We start from the raw sequence: 18,292 nt of genomic DNA, 5'->3' as shown, positions 1-18,292 counted from the left end.
GTACTGTGCCGCGGGTTACCGGGGTATCCGGTATTTGCATCCGCCTGCCATGCAAGTGCGCCGCAATGGCGCAGCCGGAGGATGACCATTGTGGCATTAATGCAGGTCTTTGTTCCGTTTTGTTGTCTCTTTGCCTCATGTTTGTGCAGCGCTGCAAGAAAAAAATGCAGCCGCAGCATCCTGCTACTGACATTTGCTGGCATCGTGTTTGCTTTCCTTCAGCTTAACTTTTTTGGATAAGACATGTGACTCAGGAAGGCAGGCTTTGCAGAACTTGTGCGTCATCTGCATCCTGAGAGAGATTTTGACGGAGAACAGAAATGAATGCTGATGCTTGTATGGCGAACGCTGATAGCGGTAGTTCAGTGGCTTTACCTATCACGCTGCACGAATTGCGTGCAGCGGAAATGCCACCGTATATCCCGCAACTGATTCAACTGCTGACCGACTGTGTCGGTCATGGTGCTTCAGTCGGTTTTATGGCAGACCTCACGCCGGAAAAGACGGCTGCATTCTGGCAGAAAGTACAAAGCAGTGTCGCAGCCGGTGAGCGCAGGCTGTTTGTGGCACTGGATACGCAGCAAATGCTGACAGGCGCTGTGCAACTGATCACCGACATGCCTGACAATCAGCCGCACCGTGCTGAAATTGCGAAGCTGCTGGTGTTCAGTCATCAGCGCAGAAAAGGTATTGCACGGGCGCTGATGCTGCATGCGCAGCGCGAAGCACGGGCGGCCGGAAAAAGCTTACTGGTGCTGGATACAGAAACCGGCAGTGCTGCCGAAGCACTGTACCGCAATCTGGGCTGGCAAGTTGCAGGACACATTCCCGGATACGCCCGCCTGCCGTCCGGCCCGCTGGCGGGAACCAGTATTTTTTATCTGCCACTCATGGCCTTACCTTCCGCCGCCATCCGGTAAATCTGCGCTGCGATTACCGTCCTCATTCTGATCCGCTCTGCATACAATGCGCAGCATGTTTGAAACGCCTGTGCAGGCATCTTTGAGGAGAGAAGAATGGCAATGGATGTGGTGGACTATCGTGTGTATGGCGATGATATGCAGTTTGTGGAAATCGAACTGGATCCGGGCGAAGCGGCCATCGGTGAAGCCGGTACGATGTTCTACATGGAAGACGGCATCCAGATGGAAACCATTTTCGGCGATGGTTCCGCCAGCCAGACCGGCATCTTCGGCAAGCTGCTGGGCGCAGGTAAGCGTCTGGTGACCGGCGAAAGCCTGTTCACTACGATGTACAGCAATCAGGACAGTTTCACCAAGCGCCGTGTGGCTTTCGGTGCTAACTATCCGGGTAAGATCGTACCGATGGATTTGTCGCAGCTTGGCGGCACACTGATGTGTCAGAAAGAAGCTTTCCTGTGTGCGGCACGCGGCGTTTCGCTCGGTATCGGATTCCAGCGCAAACTGGGCGCCGGTTTCTTCGGCGGTGAAGGTTTCATTTTGCAAAAGCTGGAAGGCGATGGCATGGCCTTCATCCACGCCGGCGGCACCATCATTGAGAAAACCCTGCAACCGGGTCAGGTTCTGCGTGTCGATACCGGCTGCGTCGCTGCGTTCACACCGGATGTGGATTTTGATATTCAGTTCGTCGGCGGCATTAAAACAGCTTTGTTCGGCGGTGAAGGCATATTCTTTGCCACGCTGCGCGGTCCCGGCAAGGTCTGGCTGCAATCGCTGCCGTTCTCGCGTCTGGCGAATCAGGTTGTCAGCACTGCCATGGGCGGCAGCAAGTCTGAACAGGGTTCTGTGCTGGGCAGCTTCGGCAATATGTTTGAAAAAGACTGAGTTCTCTGTCGTACTGCTTCATCTCCCTTTTCACCGCCGTCATTACGGCGGTTTTTTTGTTGTATGCAGCGCAAAGCACCGGCAGATGCATGCCGGTCATCTGTGAATAACGGTAAGCTTAAAGCTTGCCCGAATTCTCAGTCCGGTATGGATACTCTGATCATTGATCAGGCAATGGCTTTTGTGCGGCGCCTGAAAGATAAAAATCACGATGAAGTTCCTGAATGGCAGGACTATCAGGAACTGGTCAAAGCACATTTACCGAATCCGTTTAACCTGCGTTTCAAAATGCCGCAGGAATACTATTACGCCTGGTTGCGCGGCAAAGGGCTGAATCATCAGGAATGCCTGATACGTATGGGTTTAATCAGCGACACCGAACCCGGAGAGTCCGGCAGGAAGCCATTCTGGAAGTTCTGGGTCTGAGCTTTCAGGACTGTGCCACCTGTATGGACTGCGCACGATTTTCCTGAACGTATTTCATCAGTACCGCTTGAATATTCTCTGACGAACACTATCTGCATAACAGGCAGCGGTGCATTTCTTCCTTTCGCACCTAGCTTTCACTCCCCAGCCATCATCGCCAGCGGGCCATTTTTTCCGGCCATGCTCGCCGGTTTTTTTGATGGAGTTATGCATGCAAACACCCGATCATACGGCCGCTCTGGCCGGAATTAATCAGAAAATTCTCAGTGAGGGCGAGCAATTGCCTTTGGTTAAGCTGAAAGATGGCAGTCAGGTGCAAACCGGAACCGTCGCGACCATGCTTGTCAATATTTCGCTTTATAACAATGGGCAGCGCGGGCAGGTCGAAGAAGAATTGCGCCTTTCTGTGCCGACGCTGATCAAAGTCGGTTTGTTCGATCTGTTCCCGCCGCAGGACTGGATCGCCGGTGATAATCCGGGCCGCCGCTACGTTGGAATGATCGCGCAAGCCTTGCAGACAGAAAACACGACAGGCAGCGCCGCCTGATCACGACAGCCCGGTCCCCTGAATAGCGGCGCTGCGGACTATCCGTATTGTGCAAAAATCGTCATTTACATTTTCCGGACGACCAGAGTTTCTGCCGACGACCGCCGGATCGCTGTGCTGAACACCGCATTCAGGGCAAAAACGGGCTGAAAAACGGCCTGAAACAGATCAGAGACAGCCTTATCAACAGGCAGACTGCGAACCAGCTGCCGGACGACAGGCAGCGAATGCAGCGGGTTAGCGGATTTTAGGAGAGGATGCGGACTGCAGGTGCACAAACCTGCAGCCGCATGAAGTGCTTATTCGTCGCAGCAAATCTGCTCAGAAGTGCGGGAACGGTAATCCTGAATAAAGCTGTCAAAGTCACCACTCTGCTGTTGCTCGATGGTGCTTTGTTCCTGCAGGGATTGCTGTGCTGCCGCAGTAAAGCCTTGTGTCTGTTCCGTTGATAAAGGGCGGTCGCGGAATTGTTGTGCCAGTTGCTGACTTTGCGCCAGACCAAAGCCTACATAGGAGTTGCCGTGTTCCGTGATGGCCTGCAGCACCTGTGCGGACGGCGTAAGTTCAGGATTAACCAGACGCGCTTTCTGCACCGCCAGACTGTCACGATGTGCACTGCCGCCATGCTGCTGGTCGAGCAAGGCCGCTACCGGCTCCATCGCAGCGATCAGATCCAGTCCCCATGCCTGCAGGCTGATTTGCTGTTCGCCGCGCTGTAACATCAAGCCCGGGCGACGGCCTTCACGCACGGTGGCACTGAAGTTGGCCTGATTGATATTGCCTTCGGCTTCGCTGGTCAGCGGGCTGTCCTGCAAGGCGCAGTAGGTCAGGAACACATCGAGGAAACGCGCGGTTTCCAGGCTGATGCCGAGCGGATCAAACGGATTCACATCCATACAACGCACTTCGATGTACTGCACACCGCGCGCACACAAGGCTTCCACGGCGCGTTCGCCGCTGCGTATCACTTGTTTAGGACGAATCGTCGCGTAAAACTCATTTTCGATCTGCAGCACATTGGTATTGATCTGTACCCATTCGCCATCTTTGCGCGTGCCGATCGCTTCATACGGCGGATACGGTTTGCGTACCGCTTTGGACAGGCTGCGCATGTATTCCAGCAGCGTGTTATACGGCGGCACCAGCCCATCCTGCGCATTATTCTGATAACCGAGATCGCTCATGCGCAGGCTGGTCGCATACGGCAGATACAGCGTATCGTCCGACAGCGTTTCCAGCGTATGCGGCGCGCCGCGCAGGAAGCTGCGCGGAATTGCCGGCGAAGCGCCGAACAGATACATCAGCAGCCAGCTGGTGCGGTGGAAATTGCGAATCAGGGCGACATAGCTTTCTGATTGCAGATACTGTGCGTCACCGCGCCGTCCTTCGGCTTTGCTGATGATTTTCCAGACGTCCGGCGACAGCGAAAAATTGTAGTGAATACCGGCAATGCATTGCATGGTTTTGCCGTAACGCAATGCCAGACCGCGCCGGTACACATGCTTGATCATGCCGATGTGGGATGTTCCATACCACGCAATCGGAATCGCTTCTTCCGACGGCAGTTCGCCGGGCATGGACTGGCTCCACAGCATTTCCTCGCCCAGATTAGCGTGTACAAAACGGTGAATCTGATCGAGTCGCTCCAGCACTGCAGAAATATCCGGCAACGCCGGCGTAATGAATTCCAGCAAGGCTTCCGCGTAATCGGTGGTGATTTCAGGATGGGTCAGCGTTGCGCCCAGTGCCACAGGATGCGGGCGCAACGAGAGCGCACCATCATCCTGACGGACGCGCAGTGTTTCGCGCTCAATGCCACGCAAGCCATCGCCTAAAACATGCAGATGTTCAGGCTGGCTCAGCAGGGCAAGACGTTCAGTTAATAATTTGCTCACGTTGTTCCTTTTTTATGCTGTTTGTGCCACGAAACGTCTAAGCATAGCCGAAATTTAAAATCTGCATCGGGAGCAGGGCATTTTGCCATGTTGCAGATCATGAAGTGGCGGAGGAAAAATGCTTATCTTCCCCCGTTATTATGTCGTGTACATGTCAATCCAGGTTCACAGCGACAGCAGGTTGTATTTCTGCATCAGGTTATTGCCTCTTTTTTTTGCCGCATGCCTGTTTGTGAAAACAGCACAAATAAAAATTTAACTGTGCAAAATGAAACATTAAAGGAACCAAACTGCATCAGATGCAGACAAATCAGCATGCAAAGCTCATATGATGTGGCGACACGCCTGATTTCACAGGTGGCGATGCAATGATGATGCCTTACGGCGATTTCTGATCGGATTCTGACATGCAAATTTTTACGAAAAAGCGGGTAATTGTGGCAGCAGTGCTGCTGGCACTGGGCGGCGGTGCGGTGATGATGATGAAACCGTCCGCTGATAAAACCAAAGAACAGTTACCCCGTTACCGCACGGCAGTGGTGGATACAGGAAACCTGACCCAGACGGTCACTGCCAGCGGCACGCTGAATCCGGTGGCGCTGGTCAACGTCGGTTCGCAGGTTTCCGGTCAGGTTTCCGAGCTGAATGCGGACTTCAATGACCGTGTTAAAAAAGGACAGGTCTTGCTGAAACTGGACCCGACCATTTTCAATGCACAGGTGAAACAGGCGGAGGCCAGTCTGGCATCTGCAGAAGCGAACCGTCGTCTGGCGCAGGCCAATCTGGAACGTAACCAGCGTTTGCAGGCACAGAATTTTGTCTCTGGTTCCGCCATGGATCAGAGTAAGCGTGAACTGGAAGTAGCAGATGCCAATATCAAAGTCGCGCGTGCGCAGCTGGATAATGCGGTGGCGAATCTGAATAACAGCGTGATCCGCTCGCCGATTGACGGCGTGATCATCAAACGGACAATTGATATCGGCCAGACCGTAGCAGCCGCTTTCCAGACCCCGAATCTGTTCCAGATCGCGCGTGATCTGACCAAAATGCAGATCGATACCAATGTCTCCGAGGCCGATGTCGGTGCGCTGCGCGATGGCCTGCCAGCCCGTTTTGTCGTCGATGCCTATCCTGACCGCGAGTTTGAAGCCACGCTGCGCCAGTTCCGTCTGGCGGCCAACGTGCAGCAAAACGTGGTCACGTATAACGTGGTGCTGGATGTTGATAATAAAGATGAATTGCTGAAACCGGGCATGACCGCACAGGTGCGGGTAGTGGTTGGTCAGCGTCAGAATGTGTTGCGGATTCCGACGGCTGCACTGCGTTTCAAGCTTAGCGATGAAGAGCAGGCCAAAGAAAACAAACGTAAAGAAGCATCTGCCAGCGCTTCCGCTTCGGCGAATGCAGCTGCTGCCAGTGCCAGTAAAACGGCAGCGAACGATAACGATGATGACATTGGATTCCGTTCGCGCCGTGATCAGACCCGTACTTTTAAAGTATATAAATTAGATGATAAGAATCAGGCAGTGCCGGTCGATATTCAGATCGGACTGTCGAATTTCCGTTTCACTGAAGTGCTGAAAGGCGATCTGAAAGCCGGTGATAAAGTGATTATCCGTTCTGCCGCTAAAAACGGGGAAAACGGATGAGCACCGACCTGATCACGATCCGTGATATCCGGAAAAGTTATTTTTCCGGCGGTATAGAAACGCCGGTGTTGCATGGCCTGAATATCCGGATTCCGCACGGTGATTTTGTCGCGGTAATGGGACAGTCCGGTTCCGGTAAATCCACACTGATGAATATTCTCGGTTGTCTGGATCAGGCCAGTTCCGGCGTGTATCTGCTGAATGGCAATGACACGCTGACCTTATCGCGTGCTGAACTGGCCAGAGTGCGGAATCAGACCATAGGCTTTGTGTTCCAGAGCTTTAACCTGATCAAACGGATGAGCATCGCGGAAAACGTAGCGCTGCCGCTGATTTACGCTGGTACCGGACGCGACAAAGCACGCAAAAAAGCCTTACAGGAACTGGAGCGCGTGGGGCTGGCGGAGTTTGCAAAACGGATGCCGAATCAATTATCCGGCGGTCAGCAGCAGCGTGTGGCGATCGCGCGTGCGCTGGTGGCAGATCCGCCGCTGATTCTGGCGGATGAACCGACCGGTAATCTGGATACCCGCACCAGCGTGGACATCATGCAATCGTTCCAGCAGTTAAACAAAGAGCGCGGCATCACGATTGTGCTGGTCACGCATGAACCGGATATTGCGGCGTATGCCAGAAGGCTGGTGCGTCTGAAAGATGGTCTGGTGTTATACGATGGCCCGGCAGCAGAAGGTTTGCGCCAGCTGGCGACTGCGCATTTGACGGAGGAAGTATGAATCTGATGCAAGTCATGGTGGAAGCATTCCGTGCCATGAATGCGAACCGCCTGCGCACGGCACTGACCATGCTCGGCATTATTATCGGGATTACCTCGGTGGTGCTGATGCTGGCAGTCGGTGACAGTGCGAAGAAATTTATTTCCAAAGAACTGGAAGTGCTGGGCAGTAATCTGATGATTGTGTCACCGGGTGCGAACCGTACGCAGGGCGTACGTGCCCGCAGCGGTACGGCACCGTCGTTATCGATAGAAGATGCGGAAGCGCTGAATGACTTACCCAGCTTAAACGGCGCTGCCGCCGCGCTGCAGGGCTTTTTTCAGATCACTGCAGGTAACGACAATTCGAATAACGCAGTACTCGGTATTACGCCGGAAATGTTCACAGTGCGTAACTGGAAAGTTGCGCAGGGTGCGGCATTCAGCGATTCGGACATCCGCTCTGCGTCACGCATTGTGGTAATCGGTAAAAAAGTCGCGGAACAGTTTTTTTATAAAAGCGAGCCGGTCGGTCAGTATCTGCGGATTGATAACGTGCCGTTTCAGGTCAGCGGTGTACTGGAAGGCGAAGGCCGTTCTTTCGACGGTGGTGATGTCGGTGACATGGTGCTGGTGCCGATCACGACAGCGCGTGCCACACTGATCCGCAGCCCGTTTCCGCGCAATGTGCATTATCTGATTGCGCAGGGTAAGAGCGATAAGCAAATGGCGGACGCGCAGGAAGATATCAAGGAAATGCTGCGCGACCGCCACCGTATCCGTGGTGAACAGGAAGATGATTTCCGTATCGATAATCTGGCCTCGATTGCCGAAGCCGGTGCCAAAATCAGTACCGGTCTGGCGGCCTTACTTGGCGCCATCGGTGCGATTTCGCTGATTGTGGGCGGAATCGGGATTATGAATATTATGCTGGTGTCGGTCACCGAGCGTACCCGCGAAATCGGTATCCGCATGGCGATCGGTGCGCGGCCGCGTGATGTGCTGCTGCAATTTCTGACCGAAGCCGTGGTGATTTGTCTGGTCGGTGGCATGATCGGTGTGTTGCTGGCCAGTCTGGGTGCTGCCGGCATTACAGCAACCGGCAAAATCACGGTCGATATCGGCTGGGATGCGGTGCTGATTGCCTGCGCATTCTCCAGCTTCGTCGGTATCTTCTTCGGTTTTTATCCGGCACGCCGCGCGGCATCCTTATTGCCGGTGGATTGTCTGCGCTACGAATAAAGCTGCCTTGCGGTAAAACGCAGGCAAACAAAAAGCCGGTCAGTGTTCGCTGACCGGCTTTTTTTATGAAGTTGATTCGCGCGCTGTAACGTGCAGCGGGGATCAGCCCGGGCTTTGGTACACGATGCTGTCCAGTTCAGCGATGCCATACACTTCCTGATTGCTCAGGAAGTCGTCAAATGCGCTGACGCGGCTGACGCGGTTGCCTTCGCGGAAGACGATTTGCAGGCCGTCTTCTTCATTCCAGTCGCAATCGCATTCCAGTACCAGATACACGCCCTGTTCTGCATCGCTGCGGCGGCGTACCAGAATTTCCGCGCCGAATTCCAGATGATCCCAGAGCTGTGCTGCGTGCTGGATCTCAGGGCAGTCACGTTTTTCCGATTTCGCCAGTTTGGCGCAATCCAGATAGTAGTAATAAATATGCTGTTGTGCAGCCCGCAGCATGTCTGGTCCTGCGCTCAGAAAGCGCCGGACGGCTTCATGAAATTCTTCCGGATGCGCATCGTCCTCATAGCCTTCGAGCAAAAATTCGCATTCCAGACCGTCCAGTGCCGGTACCGCCACCGGTGCGCTGACCAGCCAGTCGTAATCCGCATCATGGCTGAGTGTGCCAAGCAGAGGGAATTCCATCATCCGTTTCCTTTCAGTGAAGGCGCGCATTCTACCTGATCAGGCAGATCCGGTGTCATGTGGCGCGGGTTCAGACAGGTTCAGGTCAAACAATTTCAGATGATCGAGGTGGCGGTAGCAATAGGCTTCCTGCGCACTCAGGCCATGCAGCAGGATGGTTTCCTGACTGCGCAGCAATTGCTGATTGATCAGCATGCGCATTTTGGCAATCAGATCCGCATTGTGTAGCAGGACGCCCAGACTGGAAACGGTGGTTTGTTCGCTGCCCGGAATCTGTTCACGCAGTGCGGTAATCACATCGTCCGGTAAGTCCCATTCGGTGGCGATACGGGTACTGAGCGTGTTTGCCACCACTTGCAGCAGCAGGCAGAAACTCAGGCTGAAAGGCACGGACGGATCGCGGACTTCCTGATCCAGTACACGGAACACGGTAATCAGGCCAATCTGATGCAGCAGGCCGGCCAGAAATGCGTGGAAAGGTGCGGTGTCATCATCATGGCTGCTCAGTGCGTGGCAGGCCAGACCGCATTTTTCGGATTGTGCCCAGATCACCGGTGCTGCGCGGCGGCTGTAAGGGCCTTGCTGCAGATTCAGAATCGGGCGGAATGCGACTTTGGCAATCACATAGCGCAAGCCTTCTTCGCCCAGCATCAGTACAGCGGCATCGAGGCTGGTGATTTTCTGTACATGGTGATGCAGTACATTATTCACTGCCAGCAGCACTTCGCCCACCAGCGCCGGATCACGCATGATCAGTCTGGTCAGCTGGCTGACCGAGGCATGCTCCTGTTTCAGCGTGGATAGCAGCGGCGGAATAATGCCCGGCATACGCGGTACCAGTGTTTGCTGGTGCAGTTCGGCATTCAGTAAATCGTACAGACTGTCGGTCAGCTCCTGCTCCTGCGGATGCGGCTGGCGCGCAGGCGGGAAACCCAGCAGCCATTCGTAAAACAAAGGATCAACCGGTGCCCGCGGATACCAGTGCTGAAACGGTGCAGCAGGCAGCGTGGTGCGTGCCGGTGCAGGGGTGCTTACCGGTGCTGCATCCGCTTCCTGGGTCATTTTCTGAAATTCTTCAAACCGGTACAGCGGAGCGGTATGCGGTGCGACTGCCGTATCGTCGGCAAAAGAGTCGCCTTCCGGCATCACAGGTGGCGGGTTATGATGGCCGGAAAAGTATCGATGGAAGAACCGCTCAAACAGAGATGCCACAAACAACCTTTACATTCGGTTACACATAAACTAAGCATAGCAGCTTTGCCATGACAGGGGTATGTCAGTACGGCAACAGAACCATGCAGAATAACAACAGGAGATGAGATGCAACAAATTGTGATCACCGGCGGTGGTGCAATCGGGGCGGCCATTGCGTATTTTCTGGCACAGCACTACGGCGCACAGTGGAAAATCACAGTACTGGAACGCGATCCGGCCTACACCTGCGCCTCATCGGCCTTATCTGCCAGTTCGATTCGTCAGCAGTTCAGCCAGCCGCTGAATATGGCAATGTCGGCCTTTGGCTGGGATTTTCTCAGCAATGCCGCGCAAACGCTGGCAACGCCGCAGCACAGTGTTGATCTGCAATTATGTGAACGCGGCTATTTGTATCTGGCCAGCGCTGCCGGTGCCGATACCCTGCGCCGTCTGCATGCACGCCAGACGGCGCATGGTGCGCAGGTCAGCCTGCTGTCGCCGGAAGCCTTGCAGCAGCGTTTTCCGTGGCTGGCGACAGCTGATCTGGCGCTGGCTTCACTGGGAATGGCACGCGAAGGCTGGTTTGACGGCTATGCGCTGCTGATGGCATTACGCAACAAAGCGCGGGCGCTCGGCGTGCGCTTTGTGCAGGCAGAGGCCAGCGGCTGGCAGGTACAGAACGGTAAAGTGATCGCCGTCACATTGCAGGACGGGCAAAGCCTGCCCTGTGATGTGGCGGTGAATGCAGCCGGTGCATGGTCAGCCCGCCTGCATGACCCGTCCGGCTTTGTACTGCCGGTGGAAGCGCGCCGCCGTACCGTGTTTGTGCTGTCCAGTCCCGCCAGCACGCCTGACTGCCCGCTGCTGATCGACCCCAGTGGTCTGTGGCTGCGGCCGGAAGGCAAATACTGGATTGCCGGTATGCCGCCGCAAGCGGATTTACCGGATTTGCCGCTGGAACCGGACCATGCACAGTTTCAAACCCTGTGGGAAACGCTGGCGGCCCGCATTCCGGCGATGGAAGCGCTGCGCGTGCAGCGCGCATGGGCTGGTTATTACGAAATGAACACCCACGACCACAATGCGATTATCGGCCCGCATCCTGCATATCCGAATTTGTGGATCGCCACCGGCTTCAGCGGCCACGGCCTGCAACAAGCCCCCGCCGCCGGCCGCGCCAGTGCCGAATACCTGAGCACCGGCCATTTTCAGACACTGGATCTGTCCCCGCTGTCCCCGCAACGCATCGTGGACGGTATCCGCTTCACCGAAGAATGCGTGATTTAAGCCCGAAAATGCCATTCTGAGGCCAAAAAATACCCCCGGGGGTATTTTTAAAAGCCCAGTGTTTATGCCGACAACAGCGCGATTTTTGCGGATACCCCCTGCTTTTTCAAAAAACAGGGGGTGAAGACGGGGGGTGAAAAGCGATAAAGGCGACGGTCAGCCGGTGTACTGCGTGCCGGGCGCCGGGCAGGTCAGAAGCCGGCGTTCACGCCGTGTTGCTGTGCGTAGTCGCGCAGGGTTTGCAGCCATGCGTCGCGCTGGCTGTCATCGACGAAGCTGGCCCTGAAGCTGTTGGCGGCCAGTTGCAGCAGGTCGCTGCGGGTCAGCGGCATCGCTTCGGCGCAGGCGATGAAGTTATCGTTGACGTAGCCGCCGAAGTAAGACGGATCATCGGCATTGATGGTGACGCAGACACCGGCGTCCAGCATACGTTTCAGATTGTGCTGGCGCAGGTCTTTCACCACGCAGAGTTTCAGATTCGACAGCGGGCAGACGGTCAGCGGGATTTGTTCTTTGATCAGTCTTTCCATCAGCGCCGGATCTTCTTCGGCGCGTACGCCGTGATCGATCCGTTCCGCACCCAGTTCATCCAGTGCACCCCAGATGTAGGCTGGCGGGCCTTCTTCACCGGCGTGGGCGACGATGTGCAGACCCATTGCCTGCGCAATCGTAAACACGTGGGCGAATTTTTCCGGCGGATTACCGAGTTCTGAGGAATCGAGACCGACGCCGTTCCACAGGTCGGCATAGTCTTCGCGCAGCGGCAGCGCCGATTCCAGCGTGCTCATCGCATCGTCTTCGCTCAGGTGGCGCAGGAAGCACAGAATCATGCGCGAGGAAAAGCCTTGCTGGTCGCGGGCTTCGCGCAGGGCGCGCGCGATACCGGCAAAGACGGTGGTAATCGCAATGCCGCGTGCGGTATGGGTTTGCGGATCGAAAAAGATTTCGGCGTGCAGCACGTTGTCGGCAATGGCACGGTCAATATAGGCGCGGGTCAGATCGTAAAAATCCTGTTCGGTTTGCAGTACGGCGGCACCGGCGTAATACAAATCCAGAAACGATTGCAGATCGGTGAACTGGTAGGCAGCGCGGATCGCTTCGACACTGTCGTAAGGCAGCGTGACCTGATTGCGGCGTGCCAGTGCAAACATCATTTCCGGTTCCAGCGAACCTTCGATATGCAGATGCAGTTCAGCTTTGGGTAAACCCAGAATAAAAGCGCGGTCAGCGGCTTGCATGTTCAGACTCCGGCAGGTTAAACGAGGGCGCAAGTGTAGGGCGCATTGCCCGTGCTTGCAATAATTGTGCAGCAATCGCCACCGCGATCACCCCGGGTTCTTTGCCGGGAATGCCGGGAATGCCAACCGGACAAGTCATGCGCGCCAGTTGTGATTCGGCGATGCCGGCTTGTCGCAGGCGCGAATGAAAGCGGGCGCGTTTGGTGGCAGAACCGATCAGCCCGAACCAGGCAAAATCATCGCGGCCCAGTATGTGTTCGCACAGACGCAGATCCAGCCCGTGATGATGGGTCATTACCAGAAATTCTGCACCGGCCGGCGCGGCTGCAATCAGGGCTTCGGGGATATCGGTTGCTTCACACTGCACCTGCGGCGACACATCCGCCGGAAACAGGTGTTCACGTTCATCGACCCAGACGATGCGCCCCGGCACCGCCTGCAGTACTTGTACCAGCGCCTGCCCGACATGACCGGCACCAAACAGATACAGCGGCGTTTGGGCCTGCTGTTCAGCGTGCAGGTCTTGCAGGCGTTGAGTGCGTTCGGCGGCAGTCCAGAAATCGACCCGTTCCAGCCGTAATTGCAAAGCACCGCCGCAGCACTGACCGAGGCTGGCACCCAGCGTCAGATCCAGAAGGCGTTCGCACTGTGCCGGATCAGCGTTGCGTTCATGCAGCCACAGGCGTGCTTCCGCCATCGCCCGCCATTCCAGATGCCCGCCGCCGATAGTGTCGTGGCAGGCATCAGCGGTGATCAGCATACGGGTTCCCGCTTCGCGTGGCACCGAGCCACGGGTATGCAACACCGTGACCAGTACGGCCGGTGTGTAGTTATCCAGCGATTGCAATGCCTGCAGCAGTGTGCCGGTGCTCAGCATCGCAGTCTCCGGCATGACAGCGCCACGCTGGCCTTGCAGCGGGCGGGGAAAGCAAAGGCGGTCAGAACAGGCGTGGCAGGGTTCATGTCTGTGCAGAAAACAGGCGGAAAACAATCACCTTAACAGGCGGCGGGTCGCACAGGTATAGCACCGCGCTGATGGCGGATATGGTCCGGCAGCTATAGTGCCGGACCGGTGTGTTAATGCAGGAACAAAGGCTGAGAAGACATACCGGTATGCTGGGCCAGAAATTCATCAATTTCTTCCATGCTCGGATCGGAAGAAATCAGTTCTGACACTTCATAACGGAAATTCAGGGCGGACATGCCAGCGATAAACCATTCTTTGCGGAAGGTTTTATCGGTAATTTCATAACCGCCGAAACGCAGAGCTTCGTGATCCGTATCAGCACCGTACTCCACCACACTGTAGTGATCACTGTTGTAGATGAGATTCATGGTACGTCCCCTTTCTTTCTGACACATACTTCGAAGCGAGATATGTTGCAAACGCCAGTATTCAAGTCTGGAACGCAAACCTCCTTCCCGGGGATGACAGCTGCATCCGGTGCGGCGCAGTACCACGCGGGCAGGGGACGGCAGGCTTTACCGTGAATTCAGTTTAGAGGGAAATATGCTGGTCCGCCAGCAGGATCTCGCTGTACGGAGCATTCTTTAACAATTCGCACAGCGAGTCATAATGGGCGCTGCTGGCCATGGCCAGCCACAAACGGGCAGGGCGCGGGCGCAGTAAGCGGTTGAGGGTGACTTTTAAAGTCAGTTGTCCGGCGCAGCAAATGCAGCCGGGTGCGATTCTTTGCAATGCAATCTGCGCGGACGGATGCAGCACAGGATTCCCCTGTGGTAATCCTTCCAGCAGAACAGCGTGAGCAGATGCGGGAGACGCAGGCATTGCAGCCATCGCAGACGCAATCGCATGTTCCCGCGCAGCATAATCAGCACCGGTCACAATCGTGACCGGTACAGGTAAAACTGCTTGCAAGTTTATTCGCCGCGTTTAGAGTATTTGACCGATTCCACACCCAGCTGTTTCAGCTTGCGATACAGATGGGTACGTTCCAGACCGGTTTTTTCGGCAACACGTGTCATGCTGCCACTTTCGCGGTGCAGATGGTATTCGAAGTAAATCCGCTCAAACGCATCGCGTGCTTCGCGCAGCGGCAGGTCAAACGACAGGCTGGCAAACTGGCTGGCAGGCGAGGCTGCAGCAGGCTGTGCCGGTGCTGCGGCGACAGCAGGATAACCACGGTTATCAAACTGCGCGGCAGCAGCACTGATACCGCTGATACTGTTGATGGAGCTGACCGGTTCCGGTGTCAGGACGCGCATCGCCGGTACTGCCGGACGTGCCGGTTCCGGTGTGCGGGTCAGACCCTGCTGCACCGCTTTCAGCAGCTTTTGCAAAGCGATTGGTTTTTCCAGGAAATTCAGCGCACCGATACGGGTGGCTTCCACGGCGGTATCAATGGTGGCATGACCAGACATCATGATGACCGGCATGGTCAGCAAACCGTCGCGCTGCCATTCTTTCAGCAATGTCACGCCGTCCGTGTCCGGCATCCAGATATCCAGCAAGACCAGATCCGGTTTTTCGGCCAGCCGCGCTGCACGTGCCTGCTGTGCATTTTCGGCCAGTTGTACTACGTGTCCTTCGTCCCCCAGGATTTCCGAGAGTAATTCCCGGATACCCATTTCATCATCTACGACCAGAATATTCGCCATAAATTTACCCTATTACTGCCCCTGTGGTTTTGTTTTTATCCCTGCCGGATGTTGTATTGCTCCGGTCAGGCTGGAATCGCACCGTCTTGCGGACTGGAATCCGGTGCTAACTTTAACAGCAAAATCGATACTTTTGCACCGTTTGTATCGGTACGGTTCTGAATATCGATTCTGCCCCCGTGCTCATCAATGATCTTTTTCACCATCGGCAATCCCAGACCGGTACCGCGTGGCTTGGAAGTTGCATAAGGTTCGAAGGCGCGCGCCAGAATTTTGCTGGAGAAACCCGGCCCGTTATCCGTAATCAGCAAACGTACCCCTAACTGGGTTTCCTGATTTTTTCCCTGCATACGCACCAGTTCTGTGCTCACATCAATACGCGGTGCACTTTCCTGATCGGTGCGCTCGCCAATCGCATCCTGCGCGTTTTGCAGCAGGTTGTGGATGACCTGCCGCAACTGTGTCGCATCGCCCATAATTTTCGGCATGCCGGCCGCCAGCGACAGCCGGATGATGTCGCGTCCGTCGCCGGCCAGATATAAATGCAGCACTTCATCGATCAGCGCATTCAGATCCAGTTGCGACAAAACTGCCGGTGGCGTGCGCGCGTAATCGCGGAAATCATCCACCATGCGTTTCATAGAGCTGACCTGATTCACAATGGTTGTTGTGCCTTTGCGCAGAATCGCTGCATCCGTCTCGCTGAGTTTTTCCTCCAGCTTCATCTGCAGACGTTCTGCCGAGAGCTGAATCGGTGTCAGCGGATTTTTAATCTCATGGGCCAGACGGCGTGCCACTTCTCCCCAGGCAATCGAGCGCTGTGCTGAAATCACCTTGGTGATATCGTCAAATACAATCACATAGCCTTCACCTGCGCCCACCGGTAAGTGTGATCCCCGTGCCAGCAGCGTAATATTCTGTGCCACATTATTCGGCATCGCATCGGCTGGCTTTTCCCCCTGTGGCTCTGCATCCGGGCGCGGAATTTCGATTTGCTGCTGCCAGTGTTCCTGCTTGTCTGCATCGTTATCGTCACGCATTTGCTGTTCTGCGAAGGCTTTATCAATCGCCGCCGCAAACTGATCCAGACCGGGAATGTCATGCAGTGCCTTACCGACTTCGCCCTCAACAGGGCGCTGCAGAATCCGTTCTACCGATTCATTGCAAGTCACCAGATGACCTTGTTCATCCAGCACCATCACACCCGCAGACATGTTGGCAAGTACTGACTCAAGGTAGGCTTTAGCATTTTCCAGTTCAGAGCGGTTACGCTCAACGGCGGTTCGGGCATCCAGCAACTGCCGGGTCATGGTGTTGAAAGACTGTGTCAGACTGCCCAGTTCATCGGTGGTGGAAATGATAGGACGAGGTGAAAAATCTCCCTCGGTCACCGCTTTGGTACCTTCCGCTAACAGCAGCAAAGGACGTGCCAGCTGGCCGGAGATAAAGAAAGCACTGGTAATCGCGGCAAAGACGGAAACCAGCAAAGTCAGCGTCAGGGTGAACACATACATGGTTTTCAGGCTGCTGCGCCCGAGTGAACGTACCTGATATTCGCTGGCGGCACTGCGCACAGCTTCTGCATGCAATGCAATGCTGGCCGGTACCGGATGGATCAGTTGCAGATAATAGGTGTCGCGGTTCATGGACAGCGAATAATCGCTGCTGTGTAACTGGACGACAACGCGGGTGCGCAGGGACTTGGCCGGTTCCTGTGCAAGCACCGGACGTTTTGCACCATTTTGGGATGTTGCATTTGAAGTATCTGCATCAGCGGGTTTTTCATCGATGGCTGCATACATGCGGCCACTGCGGGCTTGCCGCAGCATGTCAGGTGTCGGCACTTCGGGGATCAGACCGGTATTCTGGCTGGAGCTGGCGACCACGCGGCCACGGCTGTTGACGATGACAGCGTCCTGTACCAGTGCTTTTTCGCGCAGGCGGTATAACTGTATGCTGAGAGGGGTATCGGAAGGGGAGGACAGGTCACTGGACATGTCGCGGGCTTTGGCTTGCAGGTCTGCCAGCAAAAATTCCATGGCACTCAGACCAAGGTTTTTACCGGATTCCATCGCAGATTCGACTTTGACGTCAAACCAGGATTCGATGGAATGCGAAACGAAATTCACCGACACCACATAAATGACCGAACCCGGCAGGATACCAACCAGCGCAAACAGCAAAACCAGCCTTGTCATCAGACGCGACCCGAATTCCCGGTTGCGGTAGCGGCTGAACAGACGCCACAGCAACATCACAATCAGGGCCAGCAAGGCCAGTGCCACAACCACATTCGCGGCCAACAGCCATTTGTAATAGGGTTCTAAGCGGGCGGAGTTATCAGAGGCGGTGGTGAGTAAAAACAGCAAAATACTCATTAATGCACCGCCGATAATCAGGGCATATCTTAAAAATCTTGTCACTTGCTACTCTGCCCTGAAGGTAAATCGTTTCCAGTCGGATGAAACCCGCCAGTCACTGTTATTAATTGCGGCAATCAGAAAGGTTTTGGGCAGATAACTCAGATCCAGCTTGAGCTTCACTGCGACGTTGTACAGTGCGCCGGAGGTCAGGCTGTTTTTGTCTGCCAGCAAAATGCGGCGCGGGCGCTGCACCAGAATCAGCGCCTCATCGAGTGTGCTGAAGTTCTGCTGCAGGCCATTGTTGGTGGTGGCGGTGTACTGGCGCGTCCACGGGTTGTAACCGATGCGTACGGATTGCGCGACGCGCACGGTTTTTTCGTCAAACCAGTACCAGCGTGAGCGTGTGACTTCCACCTCTGTCGTAAACGTCAGGGGAATTTCTTTGGTGATCGCGTCAACCAGGCCGTGATTCAGTTCGAATGAGAAGCTGGCATTCAGCCGGTAACCGTCCTCAGTGGCTTCCACTTTCGCAGAAGTCACTTCGGCTTCTGCCGCAGAAACAGCAGGCACGATCGCTACCAGCGTTGCCAGCATCAACAGGCCGGGTAAGACAAAGCGTCGTAGTAGCGCCAGAACTCCGGAAGTCATGCAAAGCAGTTAAGAAACATGTCAGAAAAACGAT

Annotated in this window: 18 protein-coding genes; 8 read left to right on the top strand and 10 right to left on the bottom strand. The window is 55.3% G+C overall.

Translation table 11 applies throughout. The features are described from left to right. Window positions 1–320: 320 nt before the first annotated feature. The 4 genes from IE092_RS14160 (at window position 321) to IE092_RS14145 (ending at window position 2,778) form a co-directional block, all read left to right on the top strand. Window positions 321–920 (top strand): GNAT family N-acetyltransferase, encoded by a 600-nt coding sequence (locus IE092_RS14160; RefSeq protein ID WP_229793190.1) that lies wholly within the window; start codon window positions 321–323, stop codon window positions 918–920. A gap of 96 nt (window positions 921–1,016) precedes the next feature. Beyond that, entirely contained in the window at window positions 1,017–1,805 is a 789-nt protein-coding gene (locus IE092_RS14155; RefSeq protein WP_189357845.1) for a TIGR00266 family protein, read from the top strand. A gap of 147 nt (window positions 1,806–1,952) precedes the next feature. Then, window positions 1,953–2,231: a hypothetical protein gene (locus tag IE092_RS14150; RefSeq protein WP_189357844.1), complete on the top strand. Its 279-nt coding sequence runs from the start codon at window positions 1,953–1,955 to the stop codon at window positions 2,229–2,231. 211 nt (window positions 2,232–2,442) lie between these two features. Beyond that, window positions 2,443–2,778 carry a DUF7709 family protein gene (locus IE092_RS14145; RefSeq protein ID WP_189357843.1) on the top strand — a complete coding sequence of 112 codons (336 nt, stop codon included), beginning with the start codon at window positions 2,443–2,445 and terminating at the stop codon, window positions 2,776–2,778. A gap of 299 nt (window positions 2,779–3,077) precedes the next feature. Here IE092_RS14145 and gshA read toward each other — a convergent pair whose 3' ends face one another. Next, window positions 3,078–4,673 (bottom strand): glutamate--cysteine ligase, encoded by a 1,596-nt coding sequence (gene gshA, locus IE092_RS14140; RefSeq protein WP_189357842.1) that lies wholly within the window; start codon window positions 4,671–4,673, stop codon window positions 3,078–3,080. Window positions 4,674–5,080: 407 nt separating this feature from the next. On the opposite strand from gshA, the gene IE092_RS14130 reads away from it, so the two are divergent. The 3 genes from IE092_RS14130 to IE092_RS14120 are packed head-to-tail and all read left to right on the top strand — an operon-like array spanning window position 5,081 to window position 8,276. Further along, entirely contained in the window at window positions 5,081–6,322 is a 1,242-nt protein-coding gene (locus IE092_RS14130) for an efflux RND transporter periplasmic adaptor subunit (RefSeq protein WP_189357840.1), read from the top strand. Beyond that, a complete protein-coding gene (locus IE092_RS14125; RefSeq protein WP_229793189.1) occupies window positions 6,319–7,056 on the top strand; it encodes an ABC transporter ATP-binding protein in 738 nt (245 codons plus the stop codon). Before IE092_RS14130 ends, IE092_RS14125 begins: the two co-directional genes overlap by 4 nt. Continuing rightward, the gene (locus tag IE092_RS14120) at window positions 7,053–8,276 is read left to right on the top strand and encodes an ABC transporter permease (protein ID WP_229793188.1); all 1,224 of its coding nucleotides are present in this window, start codon (window positions 7,053–7,055) and stop codon (window positions 8,274–8,276) included. The genes IE092_RS14125 and IE092_RS14120 overlap by 4 nt, the downstream gene beginning before the upstream one ends. 102 nt (window positions 8,277–8,378) lie before the next feature. On the opposite strand, the gene IE092_RS14115 is transcribed toward IE092_RS14120, so the two are convergent. Together IE092_RS14115 and IE092_RS14110 are read right to left on the bottom strand one after the other, a co-directional pair. Then, window positions 8,379–8,912 carry a DUF6985 domain-containing protein gene (locus IE092_RS14115; protein WP_189357839.1) on the bottom strand — a complete coding sequence of 178 codons (534 nt, stop codon included), beginning with the start codon at window positions 8,910–8,912 and terminating at the stop codon, window positions 8,379–8,381. A 36-nt stretch (window positions 8,913–8,948) separates the two neighbouring features. Next, the gene (locus tag IE092_RS14110; RefSeq protein ID WP_189357838.1) at window positions 8,949–10,121 is read right to left on the bottom strand and encodes an HDOD domain-containing protein; all 1,173 of its coding nucleotides are present in this window, start codon (window positions 10,119–10,121) and stop codon (window positions 8,949–8,951) included. Window positions 10,122–10,229: 108 nt separating this feature from the next. On the opposite strand from IE092_RS14110, the gene IE092_RS14105 reads away from it, so the two are divergent. Beyond that, window positions 10,230–11,390 (top strand): NAD(P)/FAD-dependent oxidoreductase, encoded by a 1,161-nt coding sequence (locus tag IE092_RS14105; RefSeq protein WP_189357837.1) that lies wholly within the window; start codon window positions 10,230–10,232, stop codon window positions 11,388–11,390. Between the two features lie 191 nt (window positions 11,391–11,581). Here the strand turns inward: IE092_RS14105 and IE092_RS14100 are convergent, their stop codons facing one another. The 7 genes from IE092_RS14100 to IE092_RS14070 all read right to left on the bottom strand — a co-directional run bounded on the left by IE092_RS14100 (window position 11,582) and on the right by IE092_RS14070 (window position 18,258). After that, window positions 11,582–12,628 carry an adenosine deaminase gene (locus tag IE092_RS14100; protein ID WP_189357836.1) on the bottom strand — a complete coding sequence of 349 codons (1,047 nt, stop codon included), beginning with the start codon at window positions 12,626–12,628 and terminating at the stop codon, window positions 11,582–11,584. Continuing rightward, entirely contained in the window at window positions 12,615–13,505 is an 891-nt protein-coding gene (gene xdhC, locus IE092_RS14095) for a xanthine dehydrogenase accessory protein XdhC (RefSeq protein ID WP_229793187.1), read from the bottom strand. The genes IE092_RS14100 and xdhC overlap by 14 nt, the downstream gene beginning before the upstream one ends. A 200-nt stretch (window positions 13,506–13,705) precedes the next feature. After that, window positions 13,706–13,963, bottom strand: coding sequence for a BTH_I0359 family protein (locus IE092_RS14090; protein ID WP_189357834.1), 258 nt, complete (start codon window positions 13,961–13,963; stop codon window positions 13,706–13,708). 163 nt (window positions 13,964–14,126) lie between these two features. Then, window positions 14,127–14,507 (bottom strand): GTPase, encoded by a 381-nt coding sequence (locus IE092_RS14085; RefSeq protein ID WP_189357833.1) that lies wholly within the window; start codon window positions 14,505–14,507, stop codon window positions 14,127–14,129. A 2-nt stretch (window positions 14,508–14,509) separates the two neighbouring features. Continuing rightward, on the bottom strand, window positions 14,510–15,247 hold the full coding sequence (locus IE092_RS14080) for a response regulator (protein WP_189357832.1): 738 nt from the start codon (window positions 15,245–15,247) through the stop codon (window positions 14,510–14,512). Between the two features lie 65 nt (window positions 15,248–15,312). Then, the gene (locus IE092_RS14075) at window positions 15,313–17,670 is read right to left on the bottom strand and encodes a sensor histidine kinase (RefSeq protein ID WP_189357831.1); all 2,358 of its coding nucleotides are present in this window, start codon (window positions 17,668–17,670) and stop codon (window positions 15,313–15,315) included. Between the two features lie 3 nt (window positions 17,671–17,673). After that, entirely contained in the window at window positions 17,674–18,258 is a 585-nt protein-coding gene (locus IE092_RS14070; RefSeq protein ID WP_229793186.1) for a DUF4390 domain-containing protein, read from the bottom strand. Between the last annotated feature and the right edge of the window lie 34 nt (window positions 18,259–18,292).

This window comes from Cognatundibacterium squillarum (genome assembly GCF_014652435.1).
Taxonomy (GTDB): Bacteria; Pseudomonadota; Gammaproteobacteria; order Burkholderiales; family Burkholderiaceae_D; genus Undibacterium; species Undibacterium squillarum.
This window is presented reverse-complemented; position numbering and strand designations above follow the sequence as displayed.

Coding starts and splice junctions, on each gene's coding strand:
- IE092_RS14160 (WP_229793190.1), top strand. CDS start 321: ATGAATGCTGATGCTTGTATGGCGAACGCTGATAGCGGTAGTTCAGTG.
- IE092_RS14155 (WP_189357845.1), top strand. CDS start 1,017: ATGGCAATGGATGTGGTGGACTATCGTGTGTATGGCGATGATATGCAG.
- IE092_RS14150 (WP_189357844.1), top strand. CDS start 1,953: ATGGATACTCTGATCATTGATCAGGCAATGGCTTTTGTGCGGCGCCTG.
- IE092_RS14145 (WP_189357843.1), top strand. CDS start 2,443: ATGCAAACACCCGATCATACGGCCGCTCTGGCCGGAATTAATCAGAAA.
- IE092_RS14130 (WP_189357840.1), top strand. CDS start 5,081: ATGCAAATTTTTACGAAAAAGCGGGTAATTGTGGCAGCAGTGCTGCTG.
- IE092_RS14125 (WP_229793189.1), top strand. CDS start 6,319: ATGAGCACCGACCTGATCACGATCCGTGATATCCGGAAAAGTTATTTT.
- IE092_RS14120 (WP_229793188.1), top strand. CDS start 7,053: ATGAATCTGATGCAAGTCATGGTGGAAGCATTCCGTGCCATGAATGCG.
- IE092_RS14115 (WP_189357839.1), bottom strand. CDS start 8,912: ATGATGGAATTCCCTCTGCTTGGCACACTCAGCCATGATGCGGATTAC.
- IE092_RS14105 (WP_189357837.1), top strand. CDS start 10,230: ATGCAACAAATTGTGATCACCGGCGGTGGTGCAATCGGGGCGGCCATT.
- IE092_RS14100 (WP_189357836.1), bottom strand. CDS start 12,628: ATGCAAGCCGCTGACCGCGCTTTTATTCTGGGTTTACCCAAAGCTGAA.
- xdhC (WP_229793187.1), bottom strand. CDS start 13,505: ATGCTGAGCACCGGCACACTGCTGCAGGCATTGCAATCGCTGGATAAC.
- IE092_RS14090 (WP_189357834.1), bottom strand. CDS start 13,963: ATGAATCTCATCTACAACAGTGATCACTACAGTGTGGTGGAGTACGGT.
- IE092_RS14080 (WP_189357832.1), bottom strand. CDS start 15,247: ATGGCGAATATTCTGGTCGTAGATGATGAAATGGGTATCCGGGAATTA.
- IE092_RS14070 (WP_229793186.1), bottom strand. CDS start 18,258: ATGACTTCCGGAGTTCTGGCGCTACTACGACGCTTTGTCTTACCCGGC.